Origin of the sequence: Mycobacterium sp. (genome assembly GCF_047975165.1) — a bacterium.
Classification (GTDB): domain Bacteria; phylum Actinomycetota; class Actinomycetes; order Mycobacteriales; family Mycobacteriaceae; genus Mycobacterium.
In genome coordinates, this window is the sequence record NZ_JBKECZ010000124.1 from 1 (window position 1) to 20,621 (window position 20,621).

Sequence of the window (20,621 nt, forward strand, 5' to 3'; positions counted from 1 at the left end):
CTGCGCGGGCTCAAGGAGCGCTACGAGGTGCACCACGGCGTGCGCATCACCGACGCGGCGCTGGTCGCCGCGGCCACCCTCTCCGACCGCTACATCACCGCCCGGTTCCTCCCGGACAAGGCCATCGACCTGGTGGACGAGGCCGCCTCGCGGCTGCGGATGGAGATCGACTCGCGTCCGGTGGAGATCGACACCGTGGAGCGTGCCGTGCGCCGGCTGGAGATCGAGGAGATGGCGCTGGCCAAGGAGGACACCGCCCAGGACTCCGCCCACCACGAACGGCTGGAGAAGCTGCGCGCCGAACTGGCCGACAAGAAAGAGCAGCTCGCCGGCCTCACGTCCAAGTGGCAGAACGAGAAGAACGCCATCGACGTCGTGCGTGAGCTCAAGGAGCAGCTCGACGTGCTGCGCGGGGAGTCCGAACGCGCCGAGCGCGACGGCGACCTGGCCAAGGCCGCCGAACTGCGCTACGGCCGGATCCCGGAGGTCGAGAAGAAGCTGGACGCCGCACTGCCCGACGCCCAGCCCCGCGAAGGCGTCATGCTCAAGGAAGAAGTGGGTCCCGACGACATCGCCGACGTGGTCTCGGCGTGGACCGGCATCCCGGCCGGCCGGTTGCTCGAAGGCGAGACCGCCAAATTGCTGCGGATGGAGGACGAGCTGGGTCGCCGCGTGGTCGGCCAGTACAAGGCCGTGCAGGCCGTCTCGGACGCGGTGCGGCGGACTCGGGCCGGGGTCGCCGACCCCAACCGGCCGACCGGGTCGTTCCTGTTCCTCGGACCCACCGGCGTGGGCAAGACCGAATTGGCAAAAGCGTTGGCGGACTTCCTGTTCGACGACGAACGCGCCATGGTTCGTATCGATATGAGCGAATACGGCGAGAAGCACTCGGTGGCCCGGCTGGTGGGTGCGCCTCCGGGGTATGTCGGATACGACCAGGGCGGTCAACTGACCGAGGCGGTGCGCCGGCGGCCCTACACCGTGGTGCTGTTCGACGAGGTGGAGAAGGCCCACCCCGACGTGTTCGACGTGCTGCTGCAGGTGCTCGACGAGGGCAGGCTGACCGACGGGCAGGGCCGCACGGTCGACTTTCGCAACACCATCCTCATCCTGACCTCCAACCTGGGGTCCGGCGGCACCGAGGAGACGGTGATGGCGGCGGTGCGTGCCGCGTTCAAGCCGGAGTTCATCAACCGCCTCGACGACGTGCTGATCTTCGACGGGCTCAACCCCGACGAACTGGTGCGGATCGTCGACATCCAGCTGGAGCAGCTGGCCAGGCGACTCGCGCAGCGACGCCTGCAGCTGGAGGTGTCGCAGCGGGCCAAGCAGTGGCTGGCCCAGCGGGGCTTCGACCCGGTGTACGGCGCCCGGCCGCTTCGGCGGCTGGTGCAGCAGGCGATCGGCGACCAGCTGGCCAAGATGTTGCTGGCCGGCCAGGTGCACGACGGCGACGTGGTGCCGGTGAACGTCAGCGCCGACGGCGACTCGCTGGTCCTGGGTTAGGCCGCATCGGGACCGATGGCCCGGTCCGGTCCTGTGACGTGGTTGTGACCTGCTCGGATTCTGTGTTCGACAGCGACAGCAGATAGGCTGTCGGCGATGGTCCCGCTTTGGTTCACGCTCTCGGCACTGTGCTTTGTCGGTGCCACGGTGCTGCTGTACGTCGATATCGATCGACGTCGCGGCCGCAGCCGGCGCCGCAGGTCGTGGGCACGATCGCACGGATTCGACTTCGAAGAGGAATCGGCCGACATCCTGCGCCGCTGGAAGCGCGGCGTGATGTCGACCGTAGGCGATATCCCCGCCCAGAACGTGGTGCTCGGTCAGATCCGCGGTGAGGCGGTGTACGTCTTCGATCTCGACGAAGTCGCCACGGTGATCGCGCTGCACCGCAAGGTGGGCACCAATGTCGTGGTCGACCTGCGCCTCAAGGGACTCAAAGAGCCCCGCGAAAGCGATATCTGGCTGTTGGGTGCGATCGGACCCCGGATGGTGTACTCGACCAACCTCGACGCCGCCCGGCGGGCCTGCGACCGGCGTATGGTGACCTTCGCCCATACCGCGCCCGATTGCGCCGAGACGATGTGGAACGAGCAGCACTGGACGCTGGTCTCCATGCCGATCGCCAGCACGCGCGGCCAGTGGGACGAAGGCCTGCGGACGGTCCGTCAGTTCAACGACCTGCTGCGGGTGTTGCCTCCGCTGCCCGCTGACGCCCCGCAGGAGGCCGACCCACCGGAGGTATCCCAGGGGCTCCCGGGTACTTCCGAGGCCCGTGCCGAGTTGCCCCAGCGACGTCCACAGGCGAACCCGGCCGCAGGGTTGATGCCGGAGTCCGCCCGTCGTACACCCGAGCCGGTCCGCCGCGGGGAGGACAGATCCGGTGCCGCCCGGCGTCCGCCGCACGGGGAACGCGACGGCCAGCAGGCCGGCAACTACCAGCGCTGAGCACGGATGCCCCGGCCCGTTGCGTTGATGGTCGCACTGGCAGTGGCACTGTCGGCGATGGTGGCCTGCTCCGGTTCAGCCGGCTCCGCTGTGGTATTCGGAGCTCACAGCGCGTCGCTGGGTGAATCGCTGGGCGTGCTGGGCTGGAACGTCTCGGTGGCGAACCTGCGGTGGTCGCAGGACTATGCGCTGGTCGATGTCGACGCGGCCCCGACCGATCCCGGGCAACCGCACGCCGAACCCGAGGAGCTGCGGTTCGGCCTGTACGGGGCGCTGTCGCACCCGTTGGAGTCCACCGGGCTGGGCAGCTGCGACGGCGCGACGGCCGGCCCGACGGCCGACTCGGTGGCGGGACCGGCGGCGGGTCCACTGGCTGGGCCGGCGTCAGGATTGCACGACGTCACGAGGCCGCTGACGGCCGCGCCGGGCCGGCTCACCGGCACGGTCTGTTTGGGCCCGGTGCGTGATCGCAGCACCGTCCGGGGGATCTACCTCTACTCGCCGCGCGACCGGATCGCCGACACCGTGGCTGCCTACCCGGCTGCGTTCCCGGTGGGCCTGTTGCCGACGAAGGAAAGCGACACCGGTCTGGTGGCCAGGAGCACCAGCGTGTCGGCCTGGCGGGCCGACGGAATGCCGGTGAACCGGGCGCAACTGGGTGATCCGGCGGCGTTCCACGGTCAGGGCTACATGCTGCTGGGCCTGGAGGTCGACGCGGTGGGGGCGCGGTATCGCGACGAGTCCGCCGGCCGCGGCGGCCCGATGATGCTGCTGGCCTCGCCGTCGCTGCCTGGGCCCGGGCTGAGCCCGGCGTGTGCGGCGTACGGGTCCTCGGTGCTGGTCCTGCCCGATGCATCGCGCGATGCGGTGCAGTTCCGTGCATCACTGTGCACCCAGGGCGAGATCAACCAGGCGCTGCTGTATGCGACGGTGGCGATCGTCGGCACCCATGCCGCCCTCTGGACGAAATGAGCCCGCCCGGTCCCGACGCCGAACCCGGACCCACCGAGTGGGGTGCCCCATCGGCCGGTGTGGGCCCGTGGGAGGGGGAACTGCCCGGTGATCTCCGCTACGACGTGGACCTGCTGCGCGACGGCGATACCCGCAATGTCGTCGATGCCTATCGGTACTGGACTCGGGAGGCGATCGTCGCCGACATCGACCGCAGGCGCCATCCCCTGCATATCGCGATCGAGAACTTCGGCCACGACGCCAATATCGGGTCGGTGGTGCGCACCGCCAACGCATTCGCCGTCGACACCGTGCATATCGTGGGCCGGCGGCGCTGGAACCGTCGCGGTGCGATGGTGACCGACCGCTCTCAGCGGCTGTGCCACCACGACAGCGCCGCGGAGTTGATGCACTTCGCCGAACGGGCGGGGCTGGCGGTGGTCGCGGTGGACAACGTTCCCGGAGCCGCACGACTGGAAGAAACCGCGCTGCCCCGGGATTGCCTGCTGGTTTTCGGCCAGGAAGGACCCGGCATCACCGACGACACTCGGGCGGGTGCGCTGATCACGGTGTCGATCGCCCAGTTCGGTTCGACGCGCAGCGTCAACGCCGGTGTCGCGGCGGGCATCGCCATGCACACCTGGATCCGACAGCACGGCGACCTGACTCGCGCCTGGTGATCCGCGGCCACGCCGAACCTCCTGCCGTGCGAGAGTCGGCCGTAGGGCAGGATCGGCAGGTATGGACCAGGTATGGGCGAACCGGGCGGCCAGCGCCGAGACTGCCATCACGAAATGGAACCTGAAACGTCTTTGGGGTTTACCCGGGACCCAGCTGGGTGTGGTGGCCTGGCCGGCCGACCGCCGGGACCGGATGTTCGCAACGTGGCACTACTGGTGGCAGGCGCATCTGCTGGACTGCCTGATCGACGCCCAACTGCGTGACCCGCAGCCGCAGCGTCGCGATCGGATCAAGAGACAGATCCGTGCGCACCACCTGCGCAACATCCTGCGGTGGACCAACAACTACTACGACGACATGGCGTGGCTGGGGCTGGCGCTGGAACGGGCCGCGTTGCACGTGGGTGTCGAGCGCAGTCGGGCCCTGGCCACGCTGACCGGCCAGCTCATCGACGCCTGGGCGCCGGACGACGGCGGCGGTATCCCGTGGCGCAAGCAGGATCGGTTCTTCAACGCCCCGGCCAACGGACCGGCGGGAATCCTACTGGCCCGCTATCCGGGCCGGCTGCGCCTGGCCCAGCAGATCGCCGATTGGATCGAGGACACCCTGATCGATCCCGAGACGCACCTGGTGTTCGACGGCATCAAGGAGGGCTCCCTGGTGCGCCCGCAATACACCTACTGCCAGGGTGTGGTGCTCGGCTTGGAAACCGAACTCGCCAACCGCACTCGTGACGAGCGGCACCGCCCGCGAGTGCACCGGCTGGTGGCCGCTGTCGACGAGCACATCGCCCCGGCCGGGGTGCTCAAGGGCGCCGGCGGCGGCGACGGTGGCCTGTTCGCCGGGATCACCGCCCGCTACCTGGCGCTGGTCGCCACCGACCTGCCGGGCGACTCCGCCGAAGATATCGAGGCCCGCCAGACCGCGGGCAAGATCGTGCTGGCGTCGGCGAAGTCGGCGTGGGACTACCGGCAAACCGTCGACGGGCTCCCGGTGTTCGGCGCGTTCTGGAGCCGTGACGCCGTGATGCCCATCGCGGGCGGGCGGCGGGCACAGCGGGTCGAGGGCGCGGTGCACCAGTCCGAAGTGGCCGAGCAGGATCTGTCGGTGCAGGTGTCGGGCTGGATGCTGATGGAGGCCGCCCACCGGGTGGCCTCAGTCGGGCAGCGCTAGCGGATCGGACCCGGCCGCCGGGTCGACCGGTGCGGGTTCGGGTGTGCCGCGGCGCGACCGGTAGGCCCGCCAGCCGGCGATGAACGCGGGCAGCAGTGACACGACCAGGATGCCCAGGATGATCTTCTCCAGGTTTTCGTGCACGAACCCCACGTTGCCCAGGAAGTAGCCGGTCAGTGTCACACCGGCGCCCCAGGCGATGCCGCCGATGATGTCGAAGCCGAGAAACACCGGGTAGCGCATGTAGGACACGCCGGCGACCACCGGGGTGAAGGTCCGCAGGAACGGGGCGAACCTGGCCAGGATGATCGCCCAGGGGCCGTATTTCTCGAAGAACGCGTGCGATTCGGTCACGTAGTGCTTCTTGAAGAACCGCGAATCTTCCTTCTTGAACAGCGCCGGCCCGATCCGCCGGCCGATGAAATAGCCGGTCTGATCGCCGAGGATCGCAACGGTGGCCACCGCGGGTGCCAGCACCCAGATGCTCACCGGAGGGTCCGATCCCGCGGCCAGCAGCCCGCCGGTGAACAGCAGCGACTCTCCGGGCAGCAGCGGGAACAACAACCCGGTTTCGATGAAGACGATGATCAGGATCCCCGGCAGCACCGCCGAGCCGAAAACGCCGTCGGAACCCAACCAGTACCAGGGGTCGAGGAAGTCCCCCAACGCGACGACGGTGGTGCTCATGACGCCCCAACATACCTGCGTTGCCATACTGGACGGACGAGTCTCCGTTGGTCGTCCGTTCAGCTCTTGGCAGGAGGAGTTCCCATGCCCGTCGCAACACCTGAGATCTATGCCGAGATGCTGAGTCGCGCCAAGGAAAATTCGTATGCGTTCCCGGCGATCAACTGCACTTCCTCGGAGACGGTCAATGCCGCGCTCAAAGGCTTCGCCGACGCCGGCAGCGACGGCATCGTCCAGTTCTCGACCGGCGGCGCGGAGTTCGGGTCGGGGCTCGGCGTCAAGAACATGGTGGCCGGCGCGGTGGCGCTGGCCGAGTTCACTCACGCGATCGCGGAGAGGTACCCGATCAACGTCGCGCTGCACACCGACCACTGCCCGAAGGACAAGCTGGACACCTATGTGCGGCCACTGCTGGCCATCTCCGCCGAACGAGTGGGTTCCGGCCGCAATCCGCTGTTCCAGTCGCACATGTGGGACGGCTCGGCGGTGCCGATCGACGAGAACCTGGTGATCGCCCGGGAGTTGCTCACGGCTGCGACGGCGGCCCGGATCATCCTCGAGGTTGAGATCGGCGTGGTCGGCGGCGAAGAGGACGGTGTCGAGGCCGAGATAAACGAGAAGCTCTACACCACGCCGGAGGACTTCGAGAAGACGGTCGACGCGCTGGGCGCCGGTGATCGCGGCGCCTACCTGCTGGCCGCCACTTTCGGCAACGTTCACGGCGTCTACAAGCCCGGCAACGTCAAGCTGCGTCCCGACGTGCTGGCCGAGGGACAGAAGGTGGCTGCGGCCAAGCTTGGGCTGGCCGAGGGCGCCAAGCCGTTCGATTTCGTGTTCCACGGCGGTTCGGGCTCGTTGAAGTCCGAGATCGAGGAGGCGCTGCGATACGGCGTGGTGAAGATGAACGTCGACACCGACACCCAGTACGCCTTCACCCGGCCGATCGCGGCGCACATGTTCACCAACTACGACGGCGTACTCAAGGTGGACGGGGAGGTGGGCAACAAGAAGGTCTACGACCCGCGCAGCTACCTCAAGAAGGCCGAGGCCGGCATGACCGAGCGCGTGATCGAGGCCTGCCGGGACCTGAAGTGCGCCGGAAAGTCGCTCGCCGGTTAGATGCACCGGCCGCGGCTCGGGGCCGCACCGGGGTGCGCGACGGTCAATTGCTGGTGGATTGGCAGATCTCCCACTGGTCGTCGCGGAACTGCAGATCCAGGCTGCGGGTCGACCGGAGGCGGGGGTCGTAGGCCATGAACGTGGTGACGTTGGCCTCGGCGTGCTGGCCGTTGACCACAACTTGGTCGACGGTGACTATGACCGGGTATTGTTTGGCCGCCGAAACTTGCCGATATGTCTCTGCCCAGGACTTTTCATCGAATTTAAGGTAGCTGTCACGGGTCGCTCCGCAGGTGATCCGGCGCAGCTCGGTCAGGTCGCCCCGTTGAACGGCGTTGCCGAAGTTCTCGATGGCCTGCCGCACCTCTTCTTCCCGCGAGACCTTCGGGTTGTCGCCGCGGGTCAACAGGATGGTGCCGATGATCGCGATCGCCACCAACGCCAGGGCGACCAGGATGGTGGTCAGCACCCAACCCCAGTTGCGGCTCAGCAGGGGAGCACGCATCCTCCGACGAGGAGGTATCGATTGCGGCGTTGCGGTTCTCGCCGGCTGGGCGGGCGCGGCGGGCGCGGCGGGCGCGGGGGGTGCAGGGGGTGCATCGGGCGCGGCAGCCGGCGGGCTGGTGTCCAAGGTTTGCGTCGGTGCCGCCGGTGCGGCGTCGGTGATGGGGATCAGCTGCGTCTCGTTGACGTCGAAGCCGGGGGCGGTGTACCGGCGCTCGGGTTCGGCGGCTGAGTCCTCGGCGGATTCCGCGGCTGAGTCCTCGGCGGGTTCCGGGTTGGGGCCGTCGGCGGGGTCCTCGGCGGGGTCCGGGTTGGGGTTGTCGGCGGGGTCCGGGTCGGGGTTGTCGGCGGGACCTGCACTGAGGTCGGTGGATGGCTCCTCGGGCGCAACCTCCCGCTCGCTGCTCTCGGATGTGGTCTGGGTCTCGTCGGATGCCGGAGGGCACACCGCGGTGGGGTCGGCGCCGGAATCGGGTCGACCCTGGTCTTCGCCGTCAGAGCTGGTGTCGCCGCCGTCAGGCTCCGGTGCGTTGGGCATGATGGGAGCTTAGCGACCCGCCATTGGGCGACGCGATTCGCGAGGTAGCGGTATCGGCGTAGTCGACACTGGGTGAACTGGAGGCATGGCTGCGATGAGCAATCTCCTGGGACCGGATCCGACCTTGTTGCCCGGCGACAGTGAAGCCGAAACGGCGCTGCTTGCCCGGCAAGACCCGAGCACGGTGGCTGCCGCGCATCCGGCGGCATCGGTGGCGTGGGCCGCGCTGGCCGAAGAGGCACTGGCCAAGGGCCGGGATATCACGGCCTACGCCTATGCCCGCACCGGCTACCACCGTGGCCTGGACCAGCTGCGCCGCCATGGCTGGAAGGGTTTCGGTCCGGTGCCGTTCTCGCACGAACCGAACCGGGGGTTTCTGCGGTGTGTGGCGGCCTTGGCGCGTGCCGCCGACGCCATTGGCGAATCCGACGAAGTCGGCCGCTGCATGGACCTGCTCGACGACTGCGACCCGGCCGCCCGCGAGGGGTTGGGCTTCTAGTTTGCTCGCGAGCGTAACGTGGCTGTGATTTTGCGCTCCGGATTTCGCCGTGGCGTTACGCTCGCGAGCAAAGAGTCACCGGAAGTCCCCCGTCGACGGTCACCGAAAACGTGAATTTCGGTTCGGGTGACCAATTCCGCGGCACGCTCAGGTCGTAGCGCTGAAACAGGATCGTCAGGAAGAACTGGGCGGACATGTAGGCGATATTGGTTCCCATGCAGAAATGCTGTCCCGAGCTGAACGGCATGAACGCCAACTTCGGCCGAGCCTGAATCTGCTCCCGGTCGATGAACCGGGTGGGGTCGTACCGGTGGGGTTCCGGCCACCAGCGCGGGTCGCGGTGAATGACCGACATCGACGCACCCAGCAGGGTGTACTTCGGCAGCCGATAGCCGCCGAGCATGGTGTCGGTCATGCAGAACCTCGGGAAGAACGGGTGCCCCTGCATGCGCTGCGCCTCATCGAAACACGCCTTGGCCCAGGACAGCCGGGGCAGGTCGGCGTAGGTGGGCAGCTCCCCGCCGAGTACGGAGATTTCCTCCCGCAATGTCGCCAGATGCTCCGGGTTGCTCGCCAGCAACGCGGCCGACCAGGTCAGGGCGGCGCCGCTGGGGTCGTAGGCTCCGCCGAGCAGGCCGACGAGTTCGGCCGCCAAGTCGGCCCGCGACAGCGGCGAACCGTCGTGGTGCCTGGCTTCGAGCAGGGTGTCCAGGAAATCGGGAGTGTCCGACGGATGGGCTTTGCGGTCCCGGATCAACCGCCCCAGCAGCCGATAGATCCGTACGAAAGCCGGTAGCAGACTGGATTTTCCGACGATTTTGGGTAGCGGAACCATCAGCGTGGTGAGGCCGAGCATGCCGGTAATCGTGCGCATGTCCGCGTCGAGCTGACGCAGCTCCCCATCAGGCAGCGAGGTGGAGAACAGCGTTCGCAGGTACACGGCCAGGGTCATCTGGAAGATTTCGTACTGCAAGTCCACCGGCTGCCCGGTCCCCGCCCAGCGCGACCAGCCATCGACCCGCCGCACGATTTCATCGGAGATGATCTCGGCGATCCTCACCTGGTGCTTGCTGGTGAACATCGGTGTCAGCATCTGGCGGCGCTCCCGCAGCGGCGGGCCTTCGAGCATGATGCTGTTCGCTCCGATGACCGACAGTATCGGGCCCACCGGGCGGTACCTGCTGAACCGGCCGGTCGGTTCGTCCATGAACTCGTGCACCAGATCCGGATGTGTCACCGCAACCATGTCGAGGAAGGGCAGCGGTATCCGGAACATATCGCCGTAGGTTGCCGAGCCGTGGCTCATCAACTCGAAGGGATTCCTGCGCAGCGGCAACAGCGAGCCGACGACAGGCAGTCCCCTGGGCCCCGGAGGTAGCGGTGTGGGCCTGCCGAAGCCGCCGACGGCGCCCCGCAGCGTTGCCGCCGACAGCCGGGTCGGCCAGTACGGGTCTTGGCGGAGTGCACCGAGAACGCTTAGCCGGCCGCCGGATTGACCCTCTGGCTGCTGTACCCGGATGGCGGCCACCCGGCGGTCGGCGTCCGGGGCAGGCTCAGGGGAACTGTGGGGACATGCCGCGGTCATTGTCTTGTCAACCTTTCTTCGAACTTGCCCAGGACGACTGCGCGCACGACCTCGCGGAACGAGTCCGCCGCACCGCGCTCCGACTTCGACCAGGCGGTGAAAAACCCCAGGACTTGCCGCCAGTTCCTGGTGGCGGCCTGAATCGGGGCGTCGTTCAGGACACAACGGGCATCGATGAGATACGGCCCGGGCGTCCTGATCGCCTCGGCGAAGACGTCGCGGAAATCACGCAGGGTGCCGACTCGACGGGACCGGACACCGACGGACGTCGCGTAGTGCGCGAAATCCATTTCCGGAATCGCCGAACCTCGATCCGGCCATCCCATGATCTCGCTTTCGAACTTGATCGCCGCGAGCGCGGCGTTGTTGACGACGACGAAGACGAGCGGCACTTCGATCCCGGCTGCGGACCGAAGCTGGCTCAGCGTCACCGAGGTGCCGCCGTCACCCGCGATGGCAACCACTGTCTCGGATGCGGTTGCGTTGCGCGCCAAGGCTATTGCGGCGGGAACGGCGAACCCCATGGTGCCGAACGATGCCGACCATACGCTGCGTGTCATCGACGTGACGTAGCGGTAGACCCACAGGGTGTTGACCCCGACATCCGCGCAGACGGTGGAGGTCCCGGGGTGGCCGCGCAATTGGGCGTCGATCGCCCGGGTGAGGCTGGACGCCCGCAGCGGCCGGCCGTCGGCCCGGCTGAACAGTCCGCTCATCCGCGGGGCCGGGATGCGGCGCCGGCGCGCACCGGGGGCGGAACGGCCGCCGTTGCCACTCTCGGCGCGCAATGTGGCGACCATCGCCTCGAGGACGGCCACGGCATCGCCGAGGACGCAGATGTCGCGTTCGCCGAGTTCGAGCATGGCCAGCGGGTCGACGTTGACCGCAACGGTGCGGCCCGAGGTGCCCAAATCGAACGCCGATCCCCGGTTCGACACGCCGACCAGGAACAACGCGTCGGCCCGAGCTAATTCACGCCACGCTCGCAGGTCGCCCGAGCCGCCGATTCTGCTGTGTTTCCGGGAAATCGACGAGTTGAGCACCGAGTCGCCGCCCATTGTGAGATAGACCGTGCAGCCCAGCATCTCCGACAGTTCGACCAGCAGTTCCGAGCAGCCCGCGGCACCGCGGCCCGCCACGATGCCGACCCGATCGGCATCCCTCAGTGCGCCGGCCGCCCGGGCGACCGGGGATTCGTCCGGCGCCGTCCCCGGGTGAATCTCACGAGGGCGCACTGCGGCCACCGCCGGCGGGATGGGCGCGATCGGGCCCCATTCGACGTCGAGCGCACGCGGGGTGACGTGCAGATGCACCACACCGGCGCCGGGTGCACCGGCGGCGGCGCAGGCCTGTCGCACGGTCGCGGCTGCGGTTGCGGGGTCGTCGACCACGTAGCGCGCAACGGTGACCTCGTCGAGCATCCCGGCGGCGTCGACGAACCAGTCCCGCCTTTGGACGGTGGTGACCAGGATTCGGGCGTTGTCGAGTGCCGCGTCGTAGATCCCGTTCAGCTGAAGCAGTAGTGCCGGCCCGGTCGCCGCCACCGAGCACGCCGGAGACGACCCCGCCTTCCGCAGCGCCGAAGCACTCATCGAGGGCCCTTGGGCGTTGGCACTGCGCTGCGCGGTGTCGAAGCAGGGCAGCAGGTGTGCGCAGAATTCGCTGATCTGCACTGGCGCAGCGATATTGGCGGTCAGGCAGTCGAACAATGACTGTTCGCCCGGGTGGCGGGCTACGTTGGCCGGATCGTCGTGGGCGGCGTTGGTGCGCAAGGCGACAATCGCCGGACCGGGAGCCTCAGCGAGCTCCCGCAGTAGGCGTGAAAGAGCTTCCATGGACTCCGCGCTGGCCGTTCTGATGGACATTGCACGGCCCAAATGCGTGATTTCCTCGCGAATTTCGGTATCCTCCACGGCGCAGACGACCAGTACGTCGGCGTTCGCGGCGACCAGGGTGGACAATTCGGCCGCAAATTGGCCCAGTTGCCGGCGGTCGGTGACGACCACGGTGGGTGTGCTCCCCGCCAGAGCGCCGCCGATGCCGAGTGGAAGCGCGGCCCCGGGTATGCCCGCCAGACTCGAAGTGGCGGGCGTGGAGTGCAGCTCTGGTGGCAGGAACCGATCCGGACGGTCCAGGTCGCGGTAAACCTCGCATCGGCTGTCCGGGTCCGCACCGGCCGGATCAGATTCGGTGGCATCGAGGATCTCCCGCAGCGTGGCTTCGATGTCGCAGACGATTTGCGCGGTGTAGGGCATACCCCGTGTCGTGCAACGCCGATCGGTGATTTCGAGCAGCTTGGCGTGCCCTCGAACGCGGTGGGAGACCAGCGGGCTGGCACGCCCCACGATCAACACATTGTCCGCGGCGATCACACCCTGGTCGCCCAAGGTGTAGAGCGGGCAGCCGAACCGCTCGGACAGCTTGGCGACCGCGTCGGCGTGATCACCGTCGGCGCCCGACACGACTATCGCGAGGTCGTCGGAGTCCAGGAAGTCGGCGATGGCGGACAGCTGTTCTTTGCCGGCCACCGCAGCGGCCGGCACCTGGGGAAAGGTGAACGCCGTGGCCAGCGGTTCCATCGGTGCGTACAGCACGTCTCCGGGAATTGCCACGTGGCAGGCGGTGGATTCGTGGACCGCCGTCACGGCGGAACGCACGAAGCGTTCGAACTGGCTGGGGGCATGAATTTGAACCGACGAGGAGGTGCAGGGGCGAAACAGTGCCTCGGAGTTGATCTCCTGGAAGGAACCTCTGCCTATGCTCGCCACCGGAACCTGGCCGCTGATCGCCAGCACGGGCACTCGCGCCAGGAATGCTTCGTAGGTCCCCGCCAGTAGGTTCGTGGCCCCTGGGCCCGCAGTCCCGAAGCACACTCCCAGCCGGCCGGACGATTTGGCGTACCCCACGGCCATCAGAGCGGCCGCCGATTCGTGCCGGGTGGTGACCACCTCGATCTCAGAGCGGCGGCTCGCGGCATCGACCAACGAATTCACCGATTCCGCGGGCATCCCGAAGATGTGCCCGACACCCATCGTGATCAGATAGTCCACCAGCCCGTCGGCGAATCGATGCCGTCCGAGGGCAGTTGACAGTAGATAGCGGTTATACACTGAGATGCCGAAAAGCCTTGGTGGCGGCCCGGTGACGGGTCGGCCCCGGGAAGGCCGCCAACGACTCCATGAGTGCGTCGACGGGTTCGTTCGATTGCACGGTGATCCGCACACCCAGGCCCGGGTATTCGCGCAGCAGTATGCCGTCGGCGCGGGCGTGCCGAAACAGCTGCTGCGAATCCGTGGTTGGCAGCCAGACGAAATTCGCCTGCGACGCGATTCCCGAGAACATGCGGTGGCGGATCAGGAACGCCTCCAGCCGCTGTCGGCTCCGTGCCACATCGGAAACCCGGTCGCGCAACTGGTGCGGATATTGCAGCGACTCCGCCGCCGCGGCCAGGGCCAGCGAATTCACCGAGTATGCCGGGATAGCGGACCGGATCCGGTCCGCCAGATCTGCGCTACTGCACACGCCGTACCCGATCCGCAGGCCGGCGAGCCCGTACGCCTTGGAGAAGCTGCGCAGGACCACCACCGAGCCCAGGCCGGTAATCAGGCGTCGGACCGAGTCCGAGGGCATGGCCTCGTCGAATTCCGCATACGCCTGATCGATAACCAGCACAACCCTGTTCGGCAGGGCGGCACGGAATCCGACGAGTTCGGCCAGGCTTACCGCGGCACCGGTGGGATTGTGCGGTGCGGCGATGATCACCTGCCTGGTGGATGCATCGACACGCGCGAGGACGGCGGCGAGGCTTTGACTGCCCGGTGGATCGCTGTCGACCGCTACCGGGGTGCCGCCGGCCCGCGCCACCAGCGGCGCGTACTCGTCGAATGCCGGGGCGGCGAAAACCGTTGATCCCTTTGTTGTGGCGTCCGCGTGCAGCAGGCCGTCGAGTACGCCGACGATTCCGGCGCCGACAACCACCTTGTCGCGTGGAACCTCCTGCAGTGCGGCGATCCGGGCGATCAGGTGCGCGGTGTGCTGGTGGTGCGGGTAGCGATTGAGGGTGGCCGCACCGCGCCCGACGATGTCCCGCACTTGCGGCAGGGGGTCGAGATGCAGTTCGTTTCGTGACAGGTCGAATTTCACCGTTGCTCCGCCACCGTGGTTCGAGGTGTCCTCGTGCCGCGGAATCGGGTTGACTGTCATAGTAATTCGAAATCCTCTACCCGCCGGGTATCCAGCCCGAGCCGGTCGGAGAGCACCATGATGGACAGTCCCAGGAGCAGGATCGCAATCGACATCATGGAGATCCATTCGATCAGGATGAGTGTCGAGAGGTAACCCACCGATACGAACATGTCGTCGCGCAGCATGTCGTTCCAGGACTTCTGGCCGGGTGCGTACAGCAGCCGTCCGGACTGCACACACGCCACCGGAAGCCAGAGCAGCGCAACGAGGTACTCGCCCCGGATACTCCCGGCGGCTACCGGGATGGCGATGGCGGCGTAGACCAGCACATTTGCCACCGCGGCGATCATGGCAGCACGAAATCTGGTGGTGCTCAACGTCGCCGATGTCGTAACGTTCACTCGTTTGTCCCCGTCGTAGTCGGGGACATTCTTGACCAGTCCTTTCGCGCAGAACCAGAAGAACAGGTAGAGGGCCAGAGCGCTGTATGACGGCTTGCCGAAGACATGCAGTTTCGCATCGGACGCCAGTGCCACACTGAGGTAGGGGTAGGCCACGGCATTGGCGAAATACAGAATCCCGGCGCGCGGTCGCGCCTTCATCCGCAGCGGCGGGAACGAGTATTGGTGGCAACCGATGAGGGCCAGCAAAGTCAGGGCGGCGAAGTACGGGTTGACCAGCAGCGACAGTGCGAAAACCGCGGCCGCCGAAAGATGTGTGTCCCGCAGTAGCCGGTCTCTGCCGTAGCGACCGAGGTCGAAGACTCGCGAAGGGATGTTCTCGTTGTCCTCCACGATATCGGTGTAGATGTTGTACAGGTTTGCGATGGCAGCGATGTGGTAGGAGACCACCATCCCCACGACGAGGTGCAGCGGTGGCAGTCCACCGCTTACCAGGCTTGCGAAATAGAAGGCCAGCATGCCCGCAACGCATGTTCGCGGCCGGGAGAACGCCAGGAACTTCGACAACCGCCAGCCGGCCGGTGCGCGGACACCGGGGCTGCATCGCACCCAGATCAGTCGGTGCGCACCGGGCATTTCCAGGAATTCGGGCAGCCCGGTCGGGCACGCGAGGTTCACCCGGGGCGGCGCGGTCAGACTCTGCTTCTCCACCGCTACGCCACCTCCAGCGCGTCGACGATGTTCGACTTGGCAGCCCGCGACGCCGGAAGCAATGCCCCGCTCCAGCACAGAATTACGGCGACGACGACACCGAGCAGGTCGAGTGGGGAAGCCCCGAACCGCACCGTAATGGCGGTGACCGTGCTCATGATCAGGGTGCCCAGCCGGTGGACCACCACACTGGCCAGCAGCCCGAGTAGCCCGCCCAACAGTGCGACGCTGGTCGATTCGATGAGAATCGACTTGGCGACGTACCCGCGAGATGCCCCCATGGCGCGCAACGTCCCGATTTCCCGGGTGCGTTCGAGAACCGAGATCATGAATGCGTTGAACAATGCCATCGCGGCCAGCAGAGCCACGATCCACTGCACGAACACCGCCAGGGAACCCATCTGGTTGACCGCACTGCGGCCCGACTCGATGGCCTCGGTGCCGCTGTAGGCGAATAAGTCATGTGCGGCAGCGACTTCGGCGACCTGATCCTGCACTGTCGCGGCGTCTTTCGGATCGGCGGCGTGCACCTCCAGGTAGGTGGCGCCGTCGCGTTGGAACCAGGTCTTCATATGCGTCAGCGAAAGCGCGATCATCCCGCGCTCTGTGGTCAAGTAGTCGACGACGCCGAGGATCTCCACGGACTTCTCCCCCGAGGGGGTGCTCAACGTCAAGCTCTCGCCGGTGTTGCGATGCAGGCGGCGCGCAAGCTGACGCGACACCACCGCACCGTCCCCGGCCAGCACCTTGGCCCGCACCTGAGGTTCCATCGAAACGAACGCGGGCGCTACCGTGCCGGGGTCGGCTCCGATGACCAGGACGCGGTCGCTGCCGACGTTGACGTAGGCCTCCTGCACCGAAATCACCGATCCGGTTCCGGGCACCCGGCGGATTTCGTCGGCCAAACCCTTGGGCATCAGCGGGCCAACGGGGATAACGTCTTTCGACGCGGTCGAGACGTACATGTCCGCGTCGGCCAGCGAGTTGAAGAAGTTGCCGGTGGAGTTGACCACATCGGAAAGGACGCCGCTGGTGACGCTGCCCAACGCGACGGCGATCGTCACGATCATCACGTTCGCCCATGTTCGCTTGGCGGATTGGGTCATTGTCGATCGGCTGACCTGACCGCTCGGTCCCATTTTCGCGGCGAGCCGGCTACTGGCCTCGACAATGACCGGGCCCAGGGACCAGCAGAACACGAGAATGCCCAGGAGAGCCAGGATTCCGCCGGCGAAAGCCCTTTCGTCGTGCAGCCGGACAGCGCAGAAGAACGCCGCGGCGATCAGGACGATGGCGACGGCGACCCCGGCCCAGTTCGGCCGCGATCTGCTGGAACCCAGAGTTTCCAACTCGGCTGGACGCATGGCCGAAATCGGCGACGCCTTGAACACAGCGGCAGCCGGCCAGGCCGCGCCCAGTACACAGGCGATGATCCCCAGCGCGATCACGACGCCGATCGCGGTGCCGGGCACGAAGAAATCCGGCTTGACGTCGACCGATTGCAGCATCAACGGGGGCAGTCGCCTGATCGCCAGGTAGCTCAACCCCACACCCAGCGGCGCACCCAGACATCCGCCGAGGAATCCCATGACGGCTACTTCGGCGAGCAGATCCCGCGCCAACTGGCCGCGCTGAGCGCCCAGGGCCCGCAAGGTGGCGATCATCGGCTTGCGTTGCACCACAGCCATGTTCATGGTGTTGAACACGATGAACATGGCCACCACCAGTGCCATGGAACCGACCAGCAGCAGGGTGTCGCGAGTCAGGGAGACGGAGTTGTCCGATTGGGCAACCCTGAACTGCGGCTCGGCGACCACCGCCCGATGGTCGACGACCCGGACCAGATCGGCGTTCAATTGCCGCAGGTCCGCGTCGGGCTTGGCCACGATGAACACCGAGCTGACCCGACCGCCCTGGTGGACCAGCTTTTGCGCCAGCGGCAACCCGACGATGAGGTAGTCCCCGGCGTTGTACTTCTCGGCGAGGGTGCCGTTGGGCACGAACACCACATTGACCGGCACCGAGTTGATTTCGACCTGGTTGCCCGCGGCGACCCCCAGGCCCGGCCCCACTATTGCGCCATCGGCCAGCGACCCGTGTGACTTGTCCTGTTCGGCCTGTTGGACGAGTTCGTTGCCGACCCGGTTGTCCAGCACCTGTAGATCGGGGCTGACACCCAATAGCGTTGTGCCGGAGCGCGGTGAGTTGACGGTGGCCTTCACTATCGGTTCGGCGGCCGCCACGCCCGCGACACCGCGCAGCTCGCCCACCAGTGCCTCGGGCAGTCCACTGTCGGCCGCGCCGGTCACCTCGAACGCGGCTTTGCCGTAGAGGTCTTCGGACATCGTCGCAACCGATTTCGTCAGCGAACTGTAGATACCCGCGATGGCCACCAGTAGCGCGGCGGCGATCATCACGGCGACCACGCAGCTCAGCGATCGCTTCCAATGTGCGAATGCGTACCGCGCGTTGAGAAACTTGAACCGGACGACGGCGGGCGGGATCACGTGGAATCGGCAATCTCTGCGGCTGCGGCTGCGGCTGCGGATTCGGCTGCGGATTCGGCCGCCGTCCCGGCCCTCACCGCCGCCCCGTTGCCGGTTTGACGCCGGCTTTCGACGACTTTTCCGTCGCGCATGATGATTTCGCGGTCCGCTGCGGCGGCGATGGTGCGATCGTGGGTCACCATGATCACCGAGCAGTCCTCGGTGTCGGCGATCTGGCGAAGCAGCGCGAGAATGCTCGCGCCGGACTCCGAGTCCAGATTCCCCGTCGGCTCGTCGGCCAACACGACTCCAGGCTTCATGATCAGCGAACGGGCGATGGCCACCCGCTGCATCTGGCCGCCGGACAGTTCGGACGGCTTGTGGTCGATCCGGTTGCCCAAGCCGACCAGCTCGAGCAGATCGCATGCGTCGCTGCGCGCAGTCTTGATCGGCGAGCCGTCCAGAACCCTGGGCATGGCGACGTTTTCCCAGGCCGTCAGGGTGGGCAGCAGGTTGAAGAATTGAAAGATGAACCCGACCTTGCGGCGACGGTATCGGGACTGTTCGTCGTCACTCATCTGCGACAGCTCTTCGCCGTCGACTGTGATGGAGCCTTCGTCGGCCCGGTCGATCCCGCCGATCAGGTGCAGCAGGGTGCTCTTGCCCGAACCGGAGGCTCCGGTGATCGCGATGAGATTGTCCTCGCCCAGGCTCAGGTTGACGTCGTCGACGGCTTTGACGAGTTCTTGACCGCGCCGATAGGTCCTGCTGACAGCAGAGATTTCGATCAACATCGCAAGCTCCTGTGTCTACTGCGGGCGCGGGCGGGGATCGTCCTCCGCGTCCTGCCAGGTGGTGGGCATCATGGGGGCCTCGGGCCCGTTCCCGAACTGGTCTCCGGCCAGCGTGGTCAGGCCGGCGGCCTCGCCGGCCCGCGTCTTCGTCGCGGTACCGGTGAATCCGAGCGGCCCGGCTCCCGCGTTCGACGCGGCGGCAGTGCCGAGGGTCTCGGGCGGCTGCTCGCCCCACGGCGTGTCCGCGGCGGCCGGGGTGTCGTCGAGGGTCATGTACTCGTCGCGGTGGCCCTTTTCGGTGATGCCGGCGCGGCGGCGCCGGCGCGTCTTGGCCTTGGAGCCCGCGGCGGCCGCTGCCGCAGCCGCGGGGATGGTGGACGCCGGCGCGCTCGCCGATGCCCGGTTGGTCAGGTTGGGGCCGAACACCGGGCCGGGCCCGGGGCCGGCGACCAGGTAGGGGAATGCCGGTGCGCCGGCTGCCGCGGTCGCGGCCGGCGCTCCAGTGGTGGCCGGTACCTGCGGGGCCGGCGCGGGTGCCGCCAGCGCCCCGCCCGCCGTCGTCGCCGGGGGAGAGCTGACGGCTACCGCCACGACCCGCTGCGGGGCGACGCCGGCAGGGATGCCGGCGGGAACCTCGGTCGCCGACTCGGCGGGAACTTCGGTGAATCCGGCGAACGAAAGTGCCAGTGGCAATATCAGGGCGGGGCTGGCCGCCGCTGCGTACATGGGTGTGCCCATCAGCGCGAAGGTGAATGCGTAGGCGACCATGTAGAACAGCGGAAGCCAGGTCACCACCGCTGTCGCCGGGCTGGCCGCGAAGTCGGCGACCAGCTGCGACAGTGTGGCCACGGGATTGAGGATCAATGCCTTGAGTACCGCCCACATGCTGCTGAAATGCTCGGATCCGGACAGCAGTTCGGCGATGGGGTCGTTGAACGTGCAGCCCAGGATGGTGATCGTGTCCGGCCCGGGTGCCGCGGCTTCCGCTGCGAGGGGATCGACGATGCGGGGCGCCATGCCCGCCGGTTGCGCACTGGCCACCGCGGCGGTCGAAATCCCTTGGTAGACACTCATAACCGTGGCGGCTTGAATCCACATCCGCATGTAGTCCGCTTCGGTCACCGCGATCGGGATGGTGTTGATGCCGAAGAAGTTGGTGGTGACCAGGGTGCCCAGCAGGGTCCGGTTGGCGGCCAGTTCGACCAGGGTCGGCATGGCTGCCAGGGCGGTGGTGTATGCGGCGGCAGCCGTCTCATGGCGTACGGCGGCGGCGGCGCTCTCGGTGCTCGATTCGGCCAGCCAGGCCAGGAATGGTCCGTGTGCGGCCGCAAACTGCGCGGCGCTCGGCCCGCCCCATGCCCCGCCCTCGACGGCAGCCAGCAGTGCGGCCAGTTCCGCCGCGGTTTCGGTGTATTCGGCGCTGAGGGCGGCCCATTGCGCGGCCGCGGCCAGCAGCGGTCCCGGGCCCGGACCGCTGCTGAGCAGGGTCGAGTGCACCTCGGGCGGCACCGCCATCCACACCGGACTGGTCATCGTTGCAGATCCCTCGCGCGGCGGGCCCAGCGTGAAACCCCGAGGGCCGTCCTACCGCATGTCGTTGGCATGTGCTGGGGAAGCGGCATCGCCCTGCTACCCCTCACAAGTCCGCCCCATCCAATTATTTGGTTACCCTAACCTAATCGGCCGTCAGTATTGCACAACGCCTCCGCGGGTGTCCACGCGCCGAAACGAGGCCCGGGCAAACTTCCGGTGGGCGCCCGGGGGCCGGGGCCGGGGGTCAGGGGCCAGGGGCCGGGAGCCAGGGCTCCGGGCCGGGGGCCGGGGCCGGGGCAGGGGGGCGAGGCTCAGAACCAGGC

At 67.4% G+C, this 20,621-nt stretch carries 16 protein-coding genes; 7 read left to right on the forward strand and 9 right to left on the reverse strand.

Going from position 1 to position 20,621, the window contains the following annotated elements; genetic code table 11:
• The 5 genes from ACK5M9_RS12470 to ACK5M9_RS12490 all read left to right on the forward strand — a co-directional run.
• The coding region (locus ACK5M9_RS12470; RefSeq protein WP_416893483.1) for an AAA family ATPase at nucleotides 1-1,506 on the forward strand (1,506 nt) is incomplete at its 5' end.
• A gap of 96 nt (nucleotides 1,507-1,602) precedes the next feature.
• The gene (gene ttfA / locus ACK5M9_RS12475; protein WP_416893484.1) at nucleotides 1,603-2,451 is read left to right on the forward strand and encodes a trehalose monomycolate transport factor TtfA; all 849 of its coding nucleotides are present in this window, start codon (nucleotides 1,603-1,605) and stop codon (nucleotides 2,449-2,451) included.
• A gap of 6 nt (nucleotides 2,452-2,457) precedes the next feature.
• Nucleotides 2,458-3,423, forward strand: a complete 966-nt coding sequence (locus ACK5M9_RS12480; RefSeq protein WP_416893485.1) for a hypothetical protein — start codon at nucleotides 2,458-2,460, stop codon at nucleotides 3,421-3,423.
• Nucleotides 3,420-4,082: a TrmH family RNA methyltransferase gene (locus tag ACK5M9_RS12485; protein WP_416893486.1), complete on the forward strand. Its 663-nt coding sequence runs from the start codon at nucleotides 3,420-3,422 to the stop codon at nucleotides 4,080-4,082. Before ACK5M9_RS12480 ends, ACK5M9_RS12485 begins: the two co-directional genes overlap by 4 nt.
• Nucleotides 4,083-4,143: 61 nt before the next feature.
• Nucleotides 4,144-5,256 (forward strand): glycoside hydrolase family 76 protein, encoded by a 1,113-nt coding sequence (locus ACK5M9_RS12490; RefSeq protein ID WP_416893487.1) that lies wholly within the window; start codon nucleotides 4,144-4,146, stop codon nucleotides 5,254-5,256.
• Here ACK5M9_RS12490 and ACK5M9_RS12495 read toward each other — a convergent pair.
• Nucleotides 5,239-5,943, reverse strand: coding sequence for a DedA family protein (locus ACK5M9_RS12495; protein WP_416893488.1), 705 nt, complete (start codon nucleotides 5,941-5,943; stop codon nucleotides 5,239-5,241). The two genes, ACK5M9_RS12490 and ACK5M9_RS12495, sit on opposite strands and share 18 nt — an antisense overlap.
• A gap of 84 nt (nucleotides 5,944-6,027) precedes the next feature.
• On the opposite strand from ACK5M9_RS12495, the gene fbaA reads away from it, so the two are divergent.
• Nucleotides 6,028-7,062, forward strand: coding sequence for a class II fructose-bisphosphate aldolase (gene fbaA, locus ACK5M9_RS12500; RefSeq protein WP_416893489.1), 1,035 nt, complete (start codon nucleotides 6,028-6,030; stop codon nucleotides 7,060-7,062).
• A 43-nt stretch (nucleotides 7,063-7,105) separates the two neighbouring features.
• On the opposite strand, the gene ACK5M9_RS12505 is transcribed toward fbaA, so the two are convergent.
• The gene (locus tag ACK5M9_RS12505) at nucleotides 7,106-8,104 is read right to left on the reverse strand and encodes a hypothetical protein (RefSeq protein ID WP_416893490.1); all 999 of its coding nucleotides are present in this window, start codon (nucleotides 8,102-8,104) and stop codon (nucleotides 7,106-7,108) included.
• A gap of 85 nt (nucleotides 8,105-8,189) precedes the next feature.
• Between ACK5M9_RS12505 and ACK5M9_RS12510 the strand changes: the two genes are divergently transcribed.
• On the forward strand, nucleotides 8,190-8,603 hold the full coding sequence (locus ACK5M9_RS12510) for a DUF3151 domain-containing protein (protein ID WP_416893491.1): 414 nt from the start codon (nucleotides 8,190-8,192) through the stop codon (nucleotides 8,601-8,603).
• A gap of 55 nt (nucleotides 8,604-8,658) precedes the next feature.
• On the opposite strand, the gene ACK5M9_RS12515 is transcribed toward ACK5M9_RS12510, so the two are convergent.
• Genes ACK5M9_RS12515 through ACK5M9_RS12545 form a run of 7 tightly spaced genes read right to left on the reverse strand, consistent with a single transcriptional unit; the run spans nucleotide 8,659 to nucleotide 20,298 of the window.
• Nucleotides 8,659-10,188: a cytochrome P450 gene (locus ACK5M9_RS12515; protein WP_416893492.1), complete on the reverse strand. Its 1,530-nt coding sequence runs from the start codon at nucleotides 10,186-10,188 to the stop codon at nucleotides 8,659-8,661.
• Entirely contained in the window at nucleotides 10,185-13,298 is a 3,114-nt protein-coding gene (locus ACK5M9_RS12520; RefSeq protein WP_416893493.1) for a thiamine pyrophosphate-binding protein, read from the reverse strand. The genes ACK5M9_RS12515 and ACK5M9_RS12520 overlap by 4 nt, the downstream gene beginning before the upstream one ends.
• A complete protein-coding gene (locus tag ACK5M9_RS12525; RefSeq protein ID WP_416893494.1) occupies nucleotides 13,291-14,391 on the reverse strand; it encodes a pyridoxal phosphate-dependent aminotransferase in 1,101 nt (366 codons plus the stop codon). Before ACK5M9_RS12525 ends, ACK5M9_RS12520 begins: the two co-directional genes overlap by 8 nt.
• Nucleotides 14,388-15,485, reverse strand: coding sequence for a UbiA family prenyltransferase (locus tag ACK5M9_RS12530; RefSeq protein WP_416893495.1), 1,098 nt, complete (start codon nucleotides 15,483-15,485; stop codon nucleotides 14,388-14,390). Before ACK5M9_RS12530 ends, ACK5M9_RS12525 begins: the two co-directional genes overlap by 4 nt.
• A gap of 2 nt (nucleotides 15,486-15,487) precedes the next feature.
• Nucleotides 15,488-17,992 (reverse strand): FtsX-like permease family protein, encoded by a 2,505-nt coding sequence (locus tag ACK5M9_RS12535; protein ID WP_416893496.1) that lies wholly within the window; start codon nucleotides 17,990-17,992, stop codon nucleotides 15,488-15,490.
• Nucleotides 17,989-18,765: an ABC transporter ATP-binding protein gene (locus ACK5M9_RS12540; RefSeq protein WP_416893497.1), complete on the reverse strand. Its 777-nt coding sequence runs from the start codon at nucleotides 18,763-18,765 to the stop codon at nucleotides 17,989-17,991. The genes ACK5M9_RS12535 and ACK5M9_RS12540 overlap by 4 nt, the downstream gene beginning before the upstream one ends.
• A 15-nt stretch (nucleotides 18,766-18,780) precedes the next feature.
• Nucleotides 18,781-20,298 (reverse strand): PPE family protein, encoded by a 1,518-nt coding sequence (locus tag ACK5M9_RS12545; protein ID WP_416893498.1) that lies wholly within the window; start codon nucleotides 20,296-20,298, stop codon nucleotides 18,781-18,783.
• Between the last annotated feature and the right edge of the window lie 323 nt (nucleotides 20,299-20,621).

Coding starts and splice junctions, on each gene's coding strand:
- ttfA (WP_416893484.1), top strand. CDS start 1,603: ATGGTCCCGCTTTGGTTCACGCTCTCGGCACTGTGCTTTGTCGGTGCC.
- fbaA (WP_416893489.1), top strand. CDS start 6,028: ATGCCCGTCGCAACACCTGAGATCTATGCCGAGATGCTGAGTCGCGCC.
- ACK5M9_RS12495 (WP_416893488.1), bottom strand. CDS start 5,943: ATGAGCACCACCGTCGTCGCGTTGGGGGACTTCCTCGACCCCTGGTAC.
- ACK5M9_RS12525 (WP_416893494.1), bottom strand. CDS start 14,391: ATGACAGTCAACCCGATTCCGCGGCACGAGGACACCTCGAACCACGGT.
- ACK5M9_RS12515 (WP_416893492.1), bottom strand. CDS start 10,188: ATGACCGCGGCATGTCCCCACAGTTCCCCTGAGCCTGCCCCGGACGCC.
- ACK5M9_RS12510 (WP_416893491.1), top strand. CDS start 8,190: ATGGCTGCGATGAGCAATCTCCTGGGACCGGATCCGACCTTGTTGCCC.
- ACK5M9_RS12505 (WP_416893490.1), bottom strand. CDS start 8,104: ATGCCCAACGCACCGGAGCCTGACGGCGGCGACACCAGCTCTGACGGC.
- ACK5M9_RS12485 (WP_416893486.1), top strand. CDS start 3,420: ATGAGCCCGCCCGGTCCCGACGCCGAACCCGGACCCACCGAGTGGGGT.
- ACK5M9_RS12540 (WP_416893497.1), bottom strand. CDS start 18,765: ATGTTGATCGAAATCTCTGCTGTCAGCAGGACCTATCGGCGCGGTCAA.
- ACK5M9_RS12490 (WP_416893487.1), top strand. CDS start 4,144: ATGGACCAGGTATGGGCGAACCGGGCGGCCAGCGCCGAGACTGCCATC.
- ACK5M9_RS12480 (WP_416893485.1), top strand. CDS start 2,458: ATGCCCCGGCCCGTTGCGTTGATGGTCGCACTGGCAGTGGCACTGTCG.
- ACK5M9_RS12545 (WP_416893498.1), bottom strand. CDS start 20,298: ATGACCAGTCCGGTGTGGATGGCGGTGCCGCCCGAGGTGCACTCGACC.